The sequence below is a fragment of the Microcoleus sp. BM001215392 genome (assembly GCF_036700185.1).
Lineage (GTDB): Bacteria > Cyanobacteriota > Cyanobacteriia > Cyanobacteriales > Microcoleaceae > Microcoleus.
Genome location: NZ_JAUBOJ010000140.1, coordinates 1 through 16,173 on the forward strand (window position 1 = coordinate 1; position 16,173 = coordinate 16,173).

At 45.9% G+C, this 16,173-nt stretch carries 14 protein-coding genes and 1 pseudogene; 3 read left to right on the forward strand and 12 right to left on the reverse strand.

Translation table 11 applies throughout. The features are described 5' to 3' along the window. Positions 1–50 precede the first annotated feature (50 nt). From QT974_RS16375 to petL, 3 genes are all read right to left on the reverse strand, one after another. Positions 51–302, reverse strand: a complete 252-nt coding sequence (locus QT974_RS16375) for a hypothetical protein (protein ID WP_333469516.1) — start codon at positions 300–302, stop codon at positions 51–53. A gap of 47 nt (positions 303–349) precedes the next feature. Further along, positions 350–508, reverse strand: coding sequence for a hypothetical protein (locus QT974_RS16380; RefSeq protein WP_333469517.1), 159 nt, complete (start codon positions 506–508; stop codon positions 350–352). Between the two features lie 181 nt (positions 509–689). Further along, positions 690–791: a cytochrome b6-f complex subunit PetL gene (gene petL / locus QT974_RS16385; protein ID WP_332949306.1), complete on the reverse strand. Its 102-nt coding sequence runs from the start codon at positions 789–791 to the stop codon at positions 690–692. A 77-nt stretch (positions 792–868) separates the two neighbouring features. Between petL and aroB the strand changes: the two genes are divergently transcribed. Beyond that, the gene (gene aroB, locus QT974_RS16390) at positions 869–1,963 is read left to right on the forward strand and encodes a 3-dehydroquinate synthase (protein WP_333469518.1); all 1,095 of its coding nucleotides are present in this window, start codon (positions 869–871) and stop codon (positions 1,961–1,963) included. A 227-nt stretch (positions 1,964–2,190) separates the two neighbouring features. Here aroB and QT974_RS16395 read toward each other — a convergent pair whose 3' ends face one another. Continuing rightward, on the reverse strand, positions 2,191–2,961 hold the full coding sequence (locus QT974_RS16395) for a tetratricopeptide repeat protein (RefSeq protein ID WP_333469519.1): 771 nt from the start codon (positions 2,959–2,961) through the stop codon (positions 2,191–2,193). 341 nt (positions 2,962–3,302) lie between these two features. Between QT974_RS16395 and QT974_RS16400 the strand changes: the two genes are divergently transcribed. Continuing rightward, positions 3,303–4,151, forward strand: a complete 849-nt coding sequence (locus QT974_RS16400; protein ID WP_333469520.1) for an SPFH domain-containing protein — start codon at positions 3,303–3,305, stop codon at positions 4,149–4,151. On the opposite strand, the gene folP is transcribed toward QT974_RS16400, so the two are convergent. From folP to tpiA, 4 genes are all read right to left on the reverse strand, one after another. After that, positions 4,142–5,011: a dihydropteroate synthase gene (gene folP, locus QT974_RS16405; protein ID WP_333469521.1), complete on the reverse strand. Its 870-nt coding sequence runs from the start codon at positions 5,009–5,011 to the stop codon at positions 4,142–4,144. The genes QT974_RS16400 and folP overlap by 10 nt on opposite strands. A gap of 178 nt (positions 5,012–5,189) precedes the next feature. Then, positions 5,190–5,750 carry a Uma2 family endonuclease gene (locus tag QT974_RS16410; RefSeq protein WP_333469522.1) on the reverse strand — a complete coding sequence of 187 codons (561 nt, stop codon included), beginning with the start codon at positions 5,748–5,750 and terminating at the stop codon, positions 5,190–5,192. A gap of 230 nt (positions 5,751–5,980) precedes the next feature. After that, positions 5,981–6,922 (reverse strand): formylglycine-generating enzyme family protein, encoded by a 942-nt coding sequence (locus QT974_RS16415; protein WP_333469523.1) that lies wholly within the window; start codon positions 6,920–6,922, stop codon positions 5,981–5,983. A 265-nt stretch (positions 6,923–7,187) separates the two neighbouring features. Next, a complete protein-coding gene (gene tpiA, locus QT974_RS16420) occupies positions 7,188–7,913 on the reverse strand; it encodes a triose-phosphate isomerase (protein WP_333469524.1) in 726 nt (241 codons plus the stop codon). Positions 7,914–8,075: 162 nt separating this feature from the next. On the opposite strand from tpiA, the gene tnpB reads away from it, so the two are divergent. Further along, on the forward strand, positions 8,076–9,251 hold the full coding sequence (gene tnpB, locus QT974_RS16425; RefSeq protein ID WP_333469525.1) for an IS200/IS605 family element RNA-guided endonuclease TnpB: 1,176 nt from the start codon (positions 8,076–8,078) through the stop codon (positions 9,249–9,251). 19 nt (positions 9,252–9,270) lie between these two features. On the opposite strand, the gene QT974_RS16430 is transcribed toward tnpB, so the two are convergent. The 4 genes and pseudogenes from QT974_RS16430 to QT974_RS16445 all read right to left on the reverse strand — a co-directional run. Continuing rightward, positions 9,271–9,456: a PCP reductase family protein gene (locus QT974_RS16430; RefSeq protein ID WP_333469526.1), complete on the reverse strand. Its 186-nt coding sequence runs from the start codon at positions 9,454–9,456 to the stop codon at positions 9,271–9,273. Positions 9,457–9,684: 228 nt separating this feature from the next. Then, on the reverse strand, positions 9,685–13,524 hold the full coding sequence (locus tag QT974_RS16435; RefSeq protein WP_333469527.1) for a GAF domain-containing protein: 3,840 nt from the start codon (positions 13,522–13,524) through the stop codon (positions 9,685–9,687). A gap of 496 nt (positions 13,525–14,020) precedes the next feature. After that, entirely contained in the window at positions 14,021–15,400 is a 1,380-nt protein-coding gene (gene psbC / locus QT974_RS16440; RefSeq protein ID WP_333469528.1) for a photosystem II reaction center protein CP43, read from the reverse strand. A 155-nt stretch (positions 15,401–15,555) separates the two neighbouring features. Beyond that, positions 15,556–16,173, reverse strand: a pseudogene (locus QT974_RS16445) (photosystem II D2 protein (photosystem q(a) protein)); the annotation flags it as partial.

Genomic DNA, 16,173 nt, shown 5'->3' on the forward strand with positions numbered 1-16,173 from the left:
GGGAGGGACTTGAAGCCTCCCATGCCTATAAATGACTATACTTTTACCAGCTATTGTTCAACCCTGACAACTTCCCAATCTCCGACTCGGTAGTGAGTATCGCTATCGGGGAATTGCGGATCGTCAAACTCTTCAATCCGGTAAAACTCGTAGGGACGATTCCCCGGTTGAGGTAAAGGTTCCTCAGAGGAATCGTAATACTCGCAGAGAATGTCAGTTATTGCCCCAGTATGAGCCAACATTCTATTTTCCCAGCCTTCTGCTGACATCGATTGAGCCTTGAAAATAATATATTTCCGCATAATTAATCTTCATCCTCATCTTCTAGATAGTTGGGGAATCGAGTTTGTCATTTAAAGATACACTTGACTTTTAAAATATCTCCTTCGACTTTCTTGATCCGTAGCAACTTCCAGCCATACTTTCGTTCCATTTCTAAACACTTTTCTGGGTCTGTTGCGGCGTGCCAAGAAGTATCTTCAGAGTTAGACTCATTAGTATTGGTCATGAAATTTTCAATCAGTCAAGGGTCTAATTAGCTAATTATACTCAAAGGAGCGATCGACCGAAGCATTAGCGCGCTAAATCTCCAGGTTGACTCAGAGATTTTTTGGGCGCAAAGACTTCGCCCGATCGATACTTTTACCAGAGGTTTAACACTCCCTGTTCCAAGTTACAAAGCAGGCGAACTAGATCAGTTTGACAGCCCGGAGACCAAACATCAGCACTGTCGCCAAGCCGACCATGCCACCGAAAATTCCCAAATAAGCTATTGCTCCGGTAAGACTCATTGCAATTTCTCCAAAATAATCAATAAAAAGACCTATAAGAACTATAATCGAAAATCTAATATCTAAATTAGATAAATATGCAATCGATAATTAAAGTTGACTTGGGCCCACAATCTTACAATATTTGCGTGCGATCTGGCGGGTTAGACGAACTCGGCACTATGATGGGCGAGCTAAGTTTGGGCAAAAAAGTTCTTTTGGTCTCGAATCAGTCGATTTTTAGGCAATATGGCGAAAGAGCAACCGCCGCCCTCGAATCTGCGGGTCTGGAAGTCAGTACCTGCATTTTACCACCGGGCGAACAGTACAAAACTTTAAATTCGATCCAGAAGATTTACAATGCGGCTTTGGCTAACCGTTTGGAACGTTCCTCGACAATGGTGGCTTTGGGCGGCGGAGTGGTTGGGGATATGACGGGTTTTGCGGCCGCAACTTGGCTGCGCGGAATTAATGTGGTGCAGGTTCCGACTTCGCTGCTGGCGATGGTTGATGCTTCTATTGGCGGCAAAACTGGGGTAAATCATCCTTCGGGGAAGAATTTAATTGGGGCTTTTCATCAGCCGCGTTTGGTTTTGATTGACCCGGATGTACTCAAAACTCTGCCGGCGCGGGAGTTTCGTTCGGCGATGGCGGAAGTTATTAAGTACGGGGTGATTTGGGATGCTGAGTTGTTCGGGAAGTTGGAAAATTGCAAGCGTTTGGATCAAATGCGCTATGTGAAGGCGGATTTGTTGGCGGAAATTTTGAGCAGGTCTTGTCAAGCTAAGGCTGAGGTTGTAAGCAAGGATGAGAAGGAGTCGGGTTTGCGGGCGATTTTGAATTACGGTCACACGATCGGTCATGCTGTAGAAAGTTTGACTAATTACAAGGTAATCAATCACGGCGAAGGTGTGGCAATTGGGATGGCTGCTTCTAGTCGCTTGGCTGTGGAGTTGGGAATGTGGGATGCTGAGTGCGATCGCCGCCAATCTGCTTTGATTGAAAAAGCCGGTTTACCTGCCAAATTGCCCGCAGGTGTCGATATTGAGGAAATCTTGAATACTTTGCAACTCGATAAGAAGGTGCAGGACGGCAAGGTGCGCTTTGTGCTGCCGGTTCGCTTGGGCGAGGCCGCTGTGAGCGATCGCGTGGACGGAGATGTAATTTTACAAGTTTTGAAGGAAATGCTTTAGATTCTCGTTTTTGGGGGCGTTGAACCGCAGGTGCAGGCTGATTGACGCCGCTCGCCCTCTCTGTTTTTTCTCTCAATGTTCGCGCGATCGACTCTCGATCTCACATCCGCTGGGATGACCATAATTAAGATTGGTTCGATCGTTCGGACTTTAGTCCGCAGAAAGAAGGACTAAAGTCCGAACGATCGAACCTTTTTTATTTCAGGTATATCGAACATAATATGATTTTAGGTACCGCTGGACTGCGAATTGATTTCCTCCAAAATTTTATCTACTCTAGTAGCGGCTTGAGTTCTGCCCTGCTTGAGAAATAACTCCTTAGCTTTTTTGAGGCTGGCTACAGCCTCTGCTTGGTTTTCCTTGGTTCCTTGCTGGTACAAACCGACTCCCAAATTGTTTAAAGCATCGGGATATTGACCGTTAATTTTAATGGCTTGTCTCCATTCCACGATCGCCTCGGGCAACTTGCCTTGACTTGCCATCGCCACGCCCAAATCGTTGTGAGCTTTGGCGTGCTGCGGGTTCACTTCAATTGCTTTTTGGAATTGGACGATCGCATCGCTCATTTTACCTTGCCCGCTGAGCAGAGTTCCTAGCTTGTAATAAATATCCCCTTGTTTGGGATAGCGAGCGATTAGTTGCCGGTACAAAGCTTCGGCATTGACAAGATTTCCTTGCGCATAAAGGTCGTTAGCAGTTCTCAAACCCACCGTGTAGCCTTTTGCTACAACTTCACATTTTTTCTCGGAGTTGCCTTGCTGCTTGCAAATCCTCAAATCATCTCCCTTCATCTCGTAGGATATCGCTTCGGGAACTGCGGGCCCTCGGCGCGGTGGCTGCGAGTTTTGCGACTGCAAGTTTGGGGCAATTTGCACCGAAGTAGTCGGTGCAGCTTGTACGGGTTGGACAACAGCCAAGGCGTAGATTCCCGCCGCCCAAATGCTTGGGCCCATCCAGGTAAAAAATTTAAAAGGGCAAAACTCTCGATCGTTTTTCATAAAACTTGTTGTTGATATCCCAATACACTTGGGTTAGGCTTGTCCGAAAAGATGAACGCTGTGGTTTGGCGATAAGTTGAGATGACAGCAATCTTGGTGTCTATTTATGCCATCGTTTTGACTCCAAGACGGTCTTAACCCAACCGTATTGGTTGATATCGGGCCGTCAACTCACAGAGAGTCAGTCGCGCCATTGAGTCGGGCCATTCAGTCCTAGGCAATACGGGTAACTGTTAGGACTTATTAACAGTCGTGATATTTTAGCACTGTGCGACAGATTTTGAGTTAAATTAGAGGGGATTCCCGATCGATTCTCAGTCAACCTTAGCAGGAAAGTAGAAATGGGGCAGTCTATTCTCACCATGCTCTTTGCGCTCATCCTCGGCTACGCTGTTAACTCAAGCGTGAAAATAGTCAGTGGTGGCGACGAAGCTTTAGTCGAACGCTTGGGTCAATACAAGCGCACCCTCAAGCCCGGATTCCACTTTATCAGTCCCCTGATCGAAAAAGTCGTCTGCGTGGACACAAGCCGTGAAAGAGTTTTAGATATTAAACCTCAGTCAGCAATCACGGGCGATAATGTGGCCCTAGAAGTCGATGCCGTTGTGTATTGGCGGGTTGTGAATTTGCAGAAAGCTTATTATGGAATCGATCAAATTGAAAATGCGATCGCCAACTTAGTTTTAACGACGTTTCGCGCTGAAATTGGTCGATTGCCGATGCAAGACATCTTGGGTTCCCGAGATGACATGAATAAAAAGTTACTCAAGAAGTTGGACGAGGCTACTGAAACTTGGGGCGTTAAAGTAATTCGCGTAGAAATTCAAAGCATTACACCTCCTAAAAGGGTGCAAGAAGCTATGGAATTGGAGCGCGCCACCAAGAGCGAATGGCAAGCAATGGTCAACAAGGCGATCGGCACTAAGGAGTACATGAGGCTCTTAGTTGAAGCTTTAGACTCCCATCCGAACAGCAAGCAAGTTTTGAATTACTTAGTAACTGAAAAATACTTAGACGCTCAACAAAAATTAGGCGAAAGCGACAACGCCAAAATTTTGTTTATGGACCCGAGAAACATGACAGAAGCCCTCAACGAGTTGATGGGTTCTATGCCGGATATCCCGGCGGGACACGCTCACGGGGGAGAGCGAGAACTCAAACTAATCGATCAATCAACCGCTCAAGATTGATTTCTGAAGATAGCGTCGGCCACCAAACAAACATCGTGCATTTCTCGGACATCGTGAACTCGCAATATATCCGCCGAATTTGCGATCGCACTTGTACAAGCCGCCGCTGTCCCCCAAATTCTTTGTTTAGCTTCTGGCTGATTCAAAATGTGACCGATAAAGCTTTTGCGCGATACTCCGACTAAAATCGGACAGTCCAAAGCCCGCAATTTTGGCAACTGCCGCAGAATTTCTAAGTTTTGACTGTAATTCTTAGCAAAGCCAATACCGGGGTCGATAATTATCTGAGATTTATCAATCCCCGCAGCCACAGCCGCCACAATTCGACTCTCCAAAAAATCCCCAATTTCCCCAATTAAATCCTGATAATCTGTGAGTTTTTGCATCGTCTGGGGAGTTCCCCGAATGTGCATCAAAATTATCGGCACTTGCAACTGAGCAACTGTTGAGAGCATTTCCGAGTCAAAAGTTGCTCCCGAAATATCGTTGACAATATCAGCTCCCGCCTCAATCGCAGCTTTAGCAACCTGCGCTCTGGTAGTATCGACCGAAATCGGAACTGAGCTAAAAATATCGGCTTTTTGCCTCAGCATTTGTACGACAGGTATAACGCGATCGATCTCTTCTTCTAAGGATATTTCCGCTGCACCCGGCCGCGTAGATTGACCGCCAATATCAATAATATCTACCCCCGATTTCACCATAGAATTAGCTTGTGCTAAAGCTGATTCTATGGTATTGAAATCGCCACCGTCGCTAAAACTGTCAGGGGTTACGTTCAAAACGCCCATCAAATAAGTGCGTTTTCCCCACTCGAAAGTTTTATTTCTAATGATAATTTTGCCTGGGTTATCTGTCATAGCGAGTGATATTTTAGATTCAATATTTTAGGTTAGATATCGTGTCCGGTCAATTACCATAACAAAAACGGTTTGTAGTGTGGACTCCCTTCCGCAGCCTGAGAGCAGAAGGGAGTCCACACTACGAACTAATCTTAAAAAAACCCGGTTTCTTAGAGTCTGATGCGTCCAAGATTTTTCAACCAAAACTCAACCAGCTAAAAACATTATCAACCGTCAATTCTAACTCAATTCCATTAATAATTGGCAACCGAGCTGTACCGAGGTACAATTCTACTTTTTGTCCGGGAAATACTGCTAAAATACTTTCTTCCTCTGGATCTAGCAACCAACCCAACTCAGTACCGTGTCGCGAACAGTGCAGCAATTTACCAAGGACTTTTGTTTGGCTTTGGTTTGGGGATAAAATTTCGATCGACCAGTCTGGATTAATTTCAAAGATGTTGGCAATTCTACCCGAAGGCAAAAAAGGAATTCTTTCCCATCGGAATACTGCTATATCTGGTACGATCGACTTACCGCCAAAAGTGCAGCGCAATTCAGGAAAAGCCTTGGCAATTTTTTGAGTTTGCGCTAATTGATTAATAGTTTTGCATAATTCATATTGAAGTACGCTGTGTTCACCTTGAGGCATGGGCTTCTGAAGGATATCTCCGTCAATAAATTCTGAGGCCGGTTCAGTTTCAGGAAGTTTGAGGAACTCCTCTAAAGCGGGTTTGGATTGAACGATCGCATTCATGGAACAATTCTCTCGATCGGAAAAACACTCAAAGGCACATTACAATTATAGGCGATCGCTACCGTCAGATAATTAGCTATTTTGGTAAATTTTGTAACTATTGAACAATGCCGATCGCAGCAGCGAGCGATGATTGATGTACTCTGTTTCTTGCTCAATTAGCTAGGGATTTAGTTGCTGTTTGCCTGATACTTTTCCCTAAATCACGATCGCAGGAATAATACTCTCAGTTAGAGTACGGGCAGCAGGTGTGCCAGACGCACGTTGACACCAAGCGATTCGCAATCACTAGAGCCAGAGCGCCAAGCTGAAAGCATACTGAGCCATTCGCCGCAGCCCTGCCAAGGGTAGCAAGCTGCCGCACCACCCCGCACAACTTGCTCGCCATGACTGCTATGTTCGCTAACGCTAAGCCAAGGTGAGCCATCTGAGGGAGCGCCTTCATAATTGTCGTGCCAAACGTCTGCACAAATATCGCCGTGAAAAGCCATGTTCACCAAGCCAAAGCCGTTGCTGGCGGCCTCATTGGCAGCTTCATCGTCGAAATTCTCTACCAAGCAAAGGTTTGAATCGTTACCCCAGAAAAACAGCGTGTTGCTTCGGGCACGGCAAGCATATTCCCACTGCGATTCTGAGGGAAGAACGTGTCCCGAGGCTTGTAAAAAGGCTTCTACTTCCTCCATCGATAAATATGCTACATCTGCGTTAGGAAAGGGGCCGCCGTTTAAATAATTTCTGTATACAAAGTTGCTTTCGTCAACGGAAATCAACTTATTGGCTTCGCTCCAGCGCAAGGGAAAACGCGCCAACAGAAAGGGAGCAAGACGCACCAGATGAACTGGATACCAAAAGTCAATGCCGGTGATGGAGCGATCGATAATATCTACATCATCTTGTCGATCGTCTTCGATTAGTTGTCTGCGAAGCTCCAGCAGTGCCCGCTCCTGGGTCTCATCAAATCCCATCATGAAGGTGCCGCCAGGAATCAGTAGAAACACAATACCTGTTGCTTGTTCGCGTAGAGAGAAAATACGAATGGGCTGCTTTGAAGTATAAGTTTTTGCCTCAACAATTTCAAAGCCATTGAGTTGGGAAACCAGGGCATTAACAATCTCGTCTTGTCTGGTCTTGCTTGTTGCAGCCCATTGCGTTGCATTAAGAAGCTCGTTCATTGTGTTGGATTAGTAGAAAACAAACTTGCTCAATAAAGTACACATTAGCTGTGAATCTATCGACAATTCAAATGCTTCCTAAATCTACTTAAACAACTCCAGCCGTTGACATCAGTGGAATTGAAGGAAGTTGTCAGCCCAAAAGGTGGTTAGTTTCCCCATCATCAACTAATACTCGAAGATTTTGGGGTAACTCGTACAGATTGTCATTTGTCAACATCAAAACTCTTCGTACAACCACCAATTACCAATTACCAATTACCAATTATTTGTAATTGACAATTCTATCGAAACTGGCAGCTTCCAAACTCGCACCACCTACCAAAACCCCATCAATTTCAGGCATCGCCATAACTTCATCAATATTCTCTCCTTTCACAGAGCCGCCATACTGAATCGGCACGTCAGGATTAGTCAATTTAGAGCGAATCAAACCAATAACTCGGTTAGCTTCCTTCGTTTCGCAAGTGTCGCCAGTGCCAATTGCCCAAATCGGTTCGTAAGCTATTACCAAATTATCTTGGTCAACACCAACCAAATCCTGCGCTAACTGAGAAAAAATATGATCTTCCGTTTCCCCGGCATCCCGTTGTTGCTTCGTCTCTCCCACGCACAGAATCGGAATTAAACCGGATTTCTGAGCAGTTGTCAGCCGCAAATTCACCGTTTCGTCGGTTTCCCCAAAATATTGCCGGCGCTCGCTGTGTCCGATGATGACGTAGCGCACGCCAAGTTCTGCCAGCATCGGCCCGGAAATTTCACCAGTATAAGCTCCAGACTCTTGCCAGTGTACGTTCTGAGCACCGAGTCTAATCCGGCTTCCGTGCAGGTTTTTCGAGAGGACACTCAAATCTGTGAACGGAACGCAAAGCACTACTTCCCGTTCTTCTGGGGTTTCCGTCAGGCAGGACATGAATCCTTGAAGAAACTCTAGGGATTCTGCCCTAGTTTTGTACATTTTCCAGTTGCCAGCTATAACTATTTTGCGCACTACTTTTTTAAATCCTTGTCCTTACAACGCATTTTATAGTCTAAAGCTTTAGGGTACATTTCGATCCCTTATCAAAAAAATGGGTCTCAAACCCCGTATTTTAAGACGGCTTTACATTTAGGCTGTCTTGTGTTACCATAGTATCACTGGTTTGGTAAAAAAATGTTAAAAGCCTTCAAGTACAGAATCTATCCGACAAGCGAGCAATCAGTTTTGCTTGCCAAGTCGTTTGGATGTACTAGATGGTTCTATAACTATGCCCTCAACTTAACGTCTGAAACTTACAAGCAAACGGGGAAGGGGTTAAGCAGAAATGAAATAATCAAACTTCTACCCTCCCTGAAGAAAGAGTATGAGTGGTTGAGTGAAGCACCGTCACAAGTCCTGCAGCAAGCTGCTTTAAATCTTTCTAGTGCTTTCCTGAACTTCTTCGAGGGTGGGGCTAAATATCCCAATTTCAAAAAGAAACAAAATAGACAGTCTATCAGATTTCCTCAAGGTTGTAAATTAAAAGATGATACATTGAAACTGCCTAAGATTGGTGATGTTCATTGTAAAGTCTCACGACAACCAGAGGGTACTCTAAAGTCGGTTACGGTTTCAGTTAATCCATCCGGGGAATACTTGGCGGCTTGCCTCTATGATAACGGCAAAGACTTACCTGAGAAATCAACAGAAGGAAAAGCCATTGGCATAGACGTGGGACTAACTCACTATGCTGTTACATCCGATGGAACCAAACATGGGAATCCCAAATACTATCGAAAGTATGAAAAGAAATTAGCGAAGAGACAAAAGCAATTAAGTCATAAGCTTAAAGGGTCTGGTAACCGCAATAAAGCTAGGGTTAAAGTTGCCAAAGTTCACGGGAAGATAGTTCGGTGTCGCGAAGATTTTTTACACAAACTAAGTCGTAAATTAGTTGACGAAAACCAAGTCATAGTTGTCGAGAGTCTAGCAGTTAGAAACATGGTGAAAAACCACAAACTAGCTAAATCTATTAGTGATGCTGGTTGGGGACAATTCTGCACCATGTTGAGCTACAAGTCAGAGTGGGCAGGAAAAACCTATGTCGAAGTAGATAGGTTCTATCCCTGTTCTAAGACTTGTAATAACTGTTTAAATCGCGTGGATAGCTTGAGTTTGGATGTTCGTAGTTGGCAATGTCCTAAATGTGGAGAAAACCATGATAGAGATATTAATGCTGCTAAGAATATTCGAGATGAAGGTTTACGAATTTTGACGGCAGGGCATACCGTTACTGCTTCGGGAGGGAGAGTAAGACCAAGTAAAGGCACTGCTTTTACAAGGCATCTCCCTGTGAACGAAGAATCCTAGCCCTTTGGGGCGGGGAGTGTCAATGCCCAAACTCGATGCGAGCTTGGTCAACTAAGTCAACGGTGACGACTTCGGTATCGGCTTCGCGGGCCAATTGCTCGATGCGCACGCGGGCTTGTCCCCGGACAAAATAGGGAATATTTTTCAGCTTGGCTTTGGCTTCAGGCGTCCATTTTAAATCGTCTGAGAATTCGGAATCTGGCATGGTGTATCGGTCGATCGACTACAAGCGCTCAGTTTGCTATTTTGACAAAAGTCTGTCTGATGATTGAATTTATCATGTTTGGGAGCGATCGGGCGATCGAACTCTCTTCAACTCGGTGGTTGAAACCAAGACTATACATAAACGAAGCTAACCGTAGGGTGCGTCAGGGGGCCGGAATCCTTGAGTAGGTAACGAAAACATTCAGCCCCCTGACGCACCCTACCATCACTACTGAGTGCTGACTGCTGGCTGATGTCGGATCGGAATCTCGATCGCAAACTCAGTACCTTTTCCCGATTCCGAAGTACACCTTAAAACGCCGCCGTGTTTGTCTACCACAATTTGGTAACTAATTGACAGTCCCAATCCAGTACCTTTTCCCACTGGCTTAGTCGTGAAAAAAGGGTCAAAAATGCGTTGTCTAATCGATTCCGAAATTCCCGAACCGTTGTCAAAAATCCGAATCACCGCGCTAGGAACATTGCCATTAAGTTTACCCACAACAGTAGAGATTTTAATTTGAGGAGTCACGAATTTGCGATCGCTCAACTTGTCCGATTGCAAAGCATCGATCGCATTTCCGATCACATTCATAAACACCTGATTCAACTGTCCGGCATAACACTCAACCAGAGGCAAATTGCCGTATTCTTTAACTAGCAAAATCTTGGCACTGTCCCCATTAGATTTCAGCCTGTGCTGCAAAATTAACAGCGTGCTTTCAAGGCCCTCGTGGATATCGACAGCCTTCATTTGACTTTCATCCAAGCGAGAGAAATTCCTCAAAGACAGAACAATTTGACGAATGCGATCGGCTCCCACCTGCATAGAAAATAGCAACTTAGGCAAATCTTTCAGCAGAAATTCCAAGTCAATATCTTCGGTAAATTCGCCAATTTCAGGAGTAGAATTGGGATATTGCTGCTGGTAAAGTTCCAGCAAACTCAGCAAATTTTTAGTATAATCACTAGCGTGATTCAGATTGCCGTAAATAAAATTAACCGGATTGTTAATTTCGTGAGCAATACCCGCCACCAGTTGCCCCAAACCAGACATTTTTTCAGTCTGAATCAATTGAGCTTGAGTTTGCTGCAAATCCTTTAAATTTTCAGCTATTTTTGCTGCTTGGCTTCTGGTTTCTTCCAGCAAATCGGCTTGTTGGATAGCTACGCCTAACTGATTGGCAATCTGAGCTAAAAACTTAAGTTCTGAACTTTCCCAGCAGCGCGGCCCCGAATGTTGATAAGCTGCCAGCAAACCCCAAATTTCTTGTCCTACAAAAATTGGTGCGATCGCATAAGCCTGCACCTGAAAATGCTCTAAGATAGTGAAATGACACTCCGAGTGACAAGCTTGATAAATATCCTCAACGGCTAGAGTTTCATTATTGAGAAACCTACCGCCTCCCTGTTCCTGCAAATAAGTATTTTCCCAAACCGTATTGATACCTTCCCCTACCAATTTAATCCATCCCTCTTTCACAAACTCGGCAACATATTGCCCGCTCCAACCAGGATTGAAGCGATATACAGCAATTCTATCGACTTGGATAAACTGACAAACTTCTTGAGTTGCCGTCTTAAAAATTGCGTTAATATCGAGAGATTCTCGAATTTTAGCGACCACTTCAAATAGTATCCGCTGTTGCTGGGCTGACCGCTGGAGATCGATCGTTTGCTGCCGCGTTTTTGCCAACAAATCTGCTTGTTCCAATGCTACGCTTAACTGAGACCCGACTTGCGTCGCAAACTGGATTTCTGAATTTTTCCAATGGCGCGAACCGTCGCACTGGTGTATGCACAGCAAACCCCAAAGTTCGCTGCCATTCATCAGCGGCATAATTATTTGTGCCTTAATTTGAAATTGAGCTAAAATAGCAGCATGGCAGTCTGAAAGTCCCGCATTTTCGATATCTACCAAGACTTGAATACGTCCTTGACTGTATTTGTCCGCATAGTTTTCGCCAAAACAACGATCGCGAACTTTCACATCCATTGCCGAATCAAAACCCGGCAAAACATCTTCTGTAATAAATTCGCCTTCATTAAATTTTGAATCGGCTTCAAAGCGATAAACCCCAACTCTATCTACATTTAAAATTCGTCGCATTTCTGTAGTTGTAGTGCTAAAAATTGTATCTAAATCAAGAGATTGTCTAATCTTAGCAACTACCTCAAACAATATCCGCTCCTGCTCGGATGCCCGTTGCAAATCAACTGCTTGTTGCTGAGTTTTCGCCAGCAAATCTGCTTGTTCTAAGGCGATGCTTAGCTGAGCAGCAACTTGGGTGACAAACTGAATTTCGGAAGATTCCCAGTTGCGCGGAGCCGAACAGGAGTGCACGCACAGCAACCCCCAAAGGTCGTTGCCTTTCATTACGGGTGCAACTAAAGTAGCTTTGATTTGAAATTGCTCCAAAATTTCCCGAAAGCAATTTTCCAGTCCGGCTTGTCTGATGTCTGAGACTGCGTGGACTCGCCCCTGAGAGTAGAGATTGGCGTAGTTTTCTCCAAAGCAGCCATCGTGCACTTTAACTGCCATTGCTGACATAAAATCTGGCAAAACATCTTCACCAACGAATTCGCCGTCGTTAAATTCTGATGCGGGATCGAAGCGGTAAACCCCAACACGATCGGCATTTAAAGCTTGTCGCACTTCTTGGGACATCGTACGAAAAATCTTGTTCAAGTCGAGGGATTGCCGCATTTTAGCTACAACTTCAAACAGCACTCTCTGCTGTTGAGTCAACTGGTGCAGTTGAGCTGTGCGCTCTTGAATTTGATTTTCTAAATTACCGTTAAGTTCCTCTACTTGTTGGTGAAGTTGGTAGTGGTTAATTGCGTCAGAAAAATGGCGGCCAATAGTTTGTAATAACTCAATTTCTTCAGTATTCCATTCGCGAACTTGAGCAGTTTTTGATTCTTTCCACGCTTCAAAAGATATCCGAGATTGGGCGAGCCGCCCGTCGCTATCAAATTTTCCAGCCCAGAGAGTTTCGGTGTCAAATTCTTCTCTAAAAATGCTCAAGTAACCAAATATTTGCTGGCGGGTTCTGAGCGGTACGATTAAAATGCTGCGAATTTTGGTCGATCGAAATCCAGGTTGCAGGCTTCTCAAACTGCTAATTTTGTACAAGTCGGGAATTGCCCAAATTTGTTGCTCGCCGGATTGGAAATATTCGTGCCAAACGCTGTATTGTTCTACCTGCTGGTATTTGGCAGAATTGTGCATCCTCGGCCCTGAGCCGCAAGTGTAGACTTTGAGTGCCTGTGTGGAATTGTCGGAGTTGGGAACTAAACTTGTTGTCTTGCTGCTATCGAAAATGCACAGCCTGCCGCCGGCTGCGTCTAGTGCAGCTACAGATTCTGCTAAAGCTGTTGGCAATTCGATCGCTCTCTGGGAGTGCAGGGCTGCGGCGACGCGGTTGACGGCAGCTTCCCGCTCAGCTTTCGCCCTCGCTCGGGCGAGGAGGGTTGATTGGCTGATGGCGACGCTGAGCTGATCTGCCACCATCTGAATGCCTTGCAGTTCGTCTTCTGCCAAATTCCAGGACTCGGAGTGGTGAGACACCAACAACCCCCAGAATTCTTCGCCGTGAAAAATTGGTACTGTTAAGGAAGCTTTAACACCGAGTGCAGACAAGTATTCAGCGTGGCAGGGGTCGATCGTCCGAAAGCGCACTTCATCGGGCAGCAGTTCGCCGGAAACCGCATCGCGGCGCGGACTTTGGCCTAGCAGCCCGGAATCGATATCGACGATCGATCGCACTTGTACTTGGGAGAACAATTCGCGGGCGTGAGGCGGAATATCGTCTGCTGGAAAATGCAGCCCCAATAAAGATGGCAAGCGGTTGTTGTTAATTGATTCGGCAATTACTTCACCGCTACCGTCGCTATGAAATTTGTAGATTTTTACTCTGTCTGTTCCCAAAAATGATTGAACTTCCGCCGCTGTGGCGCTAAGAATTTCTGGCAGTTCTAGTGAGCGACGAATGCGGTTGGCGATGCCGGAGAGTAAATTTGCTCGATCGTTACTCTCCTTGACATTTTGGAGCTTTAATGAATCCATTCTTAATTTTTTGCTTTCGCAGTAATTACAGTAAGAGGCTCAAAAGTTTTGTGCATATTAAAAATTTCGGCAAGCACAGGCATTTAATAAAATATGAATATTCGGGCGATCGATCCTCGATTAGTTTTGCATCGCTAGCTAGCTGTATTCAAACTGCAACTTTAAGATGGGAATTTTTCATTTTGTGCCATTCAAACTTTTGTACTTCAAATATAAACTTTGTAGAGGCTGCCTTGCAAGAGCCAGAGGATAACTGATTAAAATTGTCAAGTTTCAGGACTTGTAGAGTTACTGCAACAAAGGTCTATCGACCGCAAAGCCACTTTTTCCAGATATAGCAACCGTCTCAACAGTTAGGGCGGTCTTGAACTCTGAAACCATTGGTATTATTAGCTCTCCCTTCTTCTTTATGTTATTTTTTCTCAAAAAAAAAGCTCCCACCGTTAAGCAGGAGCTTTTTTCGATTAGACAATCAAATCAGGAATAAACTTGATGATTAGTCCAAATCAGGCATAGCCAGCACTGGTTCGTTTTCGCGATTGATACCCTTCTCAAAGCCAGCGACAGCCGCGCGAGCGCGACCAGCGTGCCACAAGTGGCCGATCAAGAAGAAGAAACCCATCACAAAGTGGAAACAGGACAGCCAAGAACGAGGAGACGTGAAGTTAAACGAGTTAACTTCAGTAGCCACGCCGCCCACAGAGTTCAAAGAACCCAAAGGAGCGTGAGTCATGTATTCAGCAGCGCGGCGAGCTTGCCAAGGCTGAATGTCGTTCTTGATTTTGTTCAAGTCCAAACCGTTAGTACCGCGCAAGGGTTCCAACCAAGGGCCTTGGAAATCCCAGAAACGCATCGTTTCACCGCCGAAAATGATTTCGCCAGTAGGAGAGCGCATCAGGTATTTACCCAGACCGGTAGGGCCTTGTGCAGAACCGACGTTAGCACCCAAGCGTTGGTCGCGGATCAAGAAGGTCAAAGCTTGTGCTTGAGAAGCTTCAGGACCAGTCGGGCCGTAGAATTCGCTAGGGTAAGCAGTGTTGTTGAACCAGACAAAGCAGCAAGCGATGAAGCCCATGAGGGACAAAGCGCCCAAGCTGTAAGACAGGTAAGCTTCGCCAGACCAGATTAAGGCGCGACGAGCCCAGCCGAAAGGCTTGGTCAAAATGTGCCACACACCACCACCGATACAAATCAGGCCCAGCCAGATGTGACCGCCGATGATGTCTTCCATGTTGTTGACGCTGACAATCCAGCCTTCGCCACCAAAAGGAGAGCGAACCAAGTAACCAAAAATCACAGCCGGATTCAGAGTGGGGTTCGTGATAATACGCACGTCGCCGCCGCCCGGAGCCCAAGTGTCATAGACACCGCCGAAGAACATGGCCTTAGCAACCAGCAGCAAGCAGCCACCACCCAATAAAATCAGGTGATAACCGATGATGTTGGTCATCTGGTTCTTGTCTTTCCAGTCGTAGCCGAAGAACGAAGAGTATTCTTCGAGAACTTCTGGGCCGCGAACGGCGTGATAAATGCCGCCCAAACCGAGAACAGCAGATGAAATCAAGTGCAGAACGCCGACTACGAAGAACGGGAAGATATCAGTGACTTCACCGCCAGGGCCGACGCCCCAACCCAAAGTAGCGACGTGGGGCATCAAGATTAAGCCCTGTTCGTACATTGGTTTTTCTGGGATAAAGTGAGCGACTTCAAACAAAGTCATTGCTCCAGCCCAGAACACGATCAAACCAGCGTGAGCGACGTGGGCGCCCAGCAGTTTGCCAGAAAGATTGATTAAACGAGCGTTGCCAGACCACCAAGCGAACCCGGAGGATTCTTGGTCGCGACCGCTTGCATAGGAATTAGAGAGCGTTACCACGCGGTAGAACCTCCAACGATGTTAGTTTTGGGATTTTGGGTTTTTTGGTTCCTAGGGTGGGGCGGAGTACCGGGCCCACCCTGGGAATAGGAATTTGGATTTCTCATCTGAATTTAAACAACTTAAATTAATCTGAAATCCAAATCCTGATTTTTTTAAAGTGCGTTACCGCGAGGCAGAACTTCTTCTGGGAAGATGAAGTTTTCGTGGGGTTGGTCGGTCGGAGCCATCCAAGCACGAATGCCTTCGTTAAGCAGAATGTTCTTAGTGTAGAACGTTTCAAACTCAGGATCTTCAGCAGCACGAAGTTCTTGGGAAACGAAGTCATAGGCGCGCAGGTTTAATGCTAAACCGACGATGCCCAAGGAGCTCATCCACAAGCCTGTGACGGGCACGAACAGCATGAAGAAGTGCAACCAGCGCTTGTTGGAGAAGGCAATTCCGAAGATTTGGCTCCAAAAGCGGTTAGCTGTAACCATCGAGTAGGTTTCTTCAGACTGAGTTGGGTTGAAGGCGCGGAAGGTGTTTGAGCCTTCGCCATCTTCAAACAGGGTGTTTTCTACGGTTGCACCGTGAATAGCGCACAGCAGCGCGCCGCCCAGGATGCCTGCAACGCCCATCATGTGGAAGGGGTTAAGCGTCCAGTTGTGGAAGCCTTGCAGGAACAATAGGAAGCGGAAAATTGCTGCGACGCCGAAACTGGGGGCGAAGAACCAACCTGATTGACCCAAGGGGTAAAGCAGGAACACCGATACAAACACGGCTATAGGGCC